Source organism: Vibrio sp. 10N.222.48.A3 (assembly GCF_041475345.1).
GTDB lineage: Bacteria > Pseudomonadota > Gammaproteobacteria > Enterobacterales > Vibrionaceae > Vibrio > Vibrio tasmaniensis_A.
The window spans coordinates 1-1,255 of record NZ_JBFRVX010001605.1 but is presented as its reverse complement, the minus strand read 5'-3'; the positions used below and the strand labels follow the sequence as shown (position 1 = coordinate 1,255).

Sequence of the window (1,255 nt, the reverse complement as noted above, 5' to 3'; positions counted from 1 at the left end):
GATTACGAGATCATTAGAATGATGCTTCAACACCAATTGCTAGACCGTTATCAGCTTTGTATGTAGCTTTATCATCTGAATCGATACCACCAACTTCCGCGTACACTTTAGTGTTAGGTGCGATTGCGTAAGTAGAGTTAACGAACCAACGATCTTCGTCTTTAAGAGCTACATCGTGGTCACCGATTGAGTAACCAGTGTTGAAGCCCCAAAGACCCATAGTGTAACCCGCAGCAAATGCGATTGTTGCGTTGTCATCGTTCGCTGTATCAGAGTTTACACCGTAGTATGCTGTAGATAGGTAAACGTTCTCGATACCAGAGAATACTAGCTCAGCACCGTAACCTTGGTGATCGCCTTTTGCCACGTTTGTGTCGAAATCAGCAACGAAAGCAGAAATATCAAAATCAGCAAAACGGTAACCCATACGAGCGTCGAAGTACTCAGTATCTTTACCTTTCTCTTCTTTGTTGTTTGCGCCACTTACTTTGTCTTGTACGTAACCTAGAGTTGCGTAAAGAGCACCATTGTCGTAGTCGTAACGAACAGCTTCGTCAGCACACTCGTTAGTTGCATTATCTAGAAGTGTAGAGATGCCGTAAGCTTCATCTTTACCAATGCCTAGATCATCAACAGCAGTACATAGGCGACCAAACTTAATTGAACCTAGAGTATCGTTGTATGCTGCTACGTATGTATCACCGTTACGAGTTTTTTCAGCATTTGCGTTCTCAGAACCGTTGAATTCCCAGTAAGCGCCTACTTTCCACTCTTCGTTTACCATGTACTTGATATCAAAACCGAAGTCAGCATCTTCGATTTTTTGTTCCATTGAAGAACCTTTTTTGTACTCGTTGCTGTATACAACTTCGATGTCGCCTTTAAGGTCAACAGAAACGCCGTCTTGGTTGTAAATTTCGATTGCTGCGTTTGCAGAACCAGCTGCTGTCATAACTGCTAGAGCTAATAGAGTCTTTTTCATAATAAATCCACTGCCTTTTCTAAGAATGGGAGATCCTTGCCCGGTTCCCTTTTATTTTTTATGACTGGTCATTACTACTCTTTGGTAGTTAATCACCGCCACTAAATTTCGTGGTCTAGATTGCAAAAGATTATCCTGCGTGTCAAATAAACTAAAAACAAACCTAAAAAAAACAAAAATACATAAAAATCATAGGTTTACATTTTTTTTCATCATTTTACGAGCAACTTACCCTTAAATTTAAAGGGAAATATAATAGCCCAAATAAAGAAC

The 1,255-nt window shown here is 40.2% G+C and carries 1 protein-coding gene; it reads right to left on the bottom strand.

All coding sequences use genetic code 11. The features are described from left to right. Window positions 1-13: 13 nt before the first annotated feature. A complete protein-coding gene (locus AB4653_RS27985; RefSeq protein ID WP_009846332.1) occupies window positions 14-982 on the bottom strand; it encodes a porin in 969 nt (322 codons plus the stop codon). Window positions 983-1,255 lie beyond the last annotated feature (273 nt).

Excerpts from the sequence above, each read along its gene's own strand:
- AB4653_RS27985 (WP_009846332.1), bottom strand. The coding sequence starts at position 982 with ATGAAAAAGACTCTATTAGCTCTAGCAGTTATGACAGCAGCTGGTTCT.